General features: G+C 69.8%; 1 protein-coding gene. It reads left to right on the plus strand.

The features are described 5' to 3' along the window. On the plus strand, positions 1 to 586 hold a 586-nt coding region (locus ACLQ2X_RS28430; RefSeq protein WP_425684146.1), incomplete at both ends, for a polyketide synthase.

The following is a 586-nucleotide window of genomic DNA, read 5'->3' on the forward strand; positions in this document are numbered from 1 at the left end:
GTTGTCGGTGGATGGTCGGTGTAAGGCGTTTGGTGCGGGGGCGGATGGGACGGCGTGGTCGGAGGGTGTGGGGGTGGTGGTGTTGCAGCGGTTGTCGGATGCGGTGGCGGCGGGGCGTCGGGTGTTGGCGGTGGTGCGGGGTTCGGCGGTGAATCAGGATGGGGCGTCGAATGGGTTGACGGCGCCGAATGGTCCGGCGCAGCAGCGGGTGATTCGGCAGGCGTTGGCGGTGGCGGGGGTGGATGTGTCGGGGGTGGATGTGGTGGAGGCGCATGGGACGGGGACGCGGTTGGGGGATCCGATTGAGGCGCAGGCGTTGTTGGCGACGTATGGGTCGGGTCGGTCGGTGGATGCGCCGGTGTGGTTGCGGTCGGTGAAGTCGAGTATTGGGCATACGCAGGCGGCGGCGGGTGCGGCGGGGATCATCGCGATGATCGGTGCGTTTGATCGTGAGGTGGTGCCGGCGACGTTGCATGTGGATGAGCCGAGTCCGCATGTGGATTGGTCGGCTGGTGGGGTTCGGGTGGCGGTGCGGTCGGTGCCGTGGCCGCGGCGGGAGGGCACGCCGCGGCGGGCGGCGGTGTCG

Source organism: Micromonospora sp. DT31 (assembly GCF_049841795.1).
Classification (GTDB): Bacteria; Actinomycetota; Actinomycetes; order Mycobacteriales; family Micromonosporaceae; genus Micromonospora.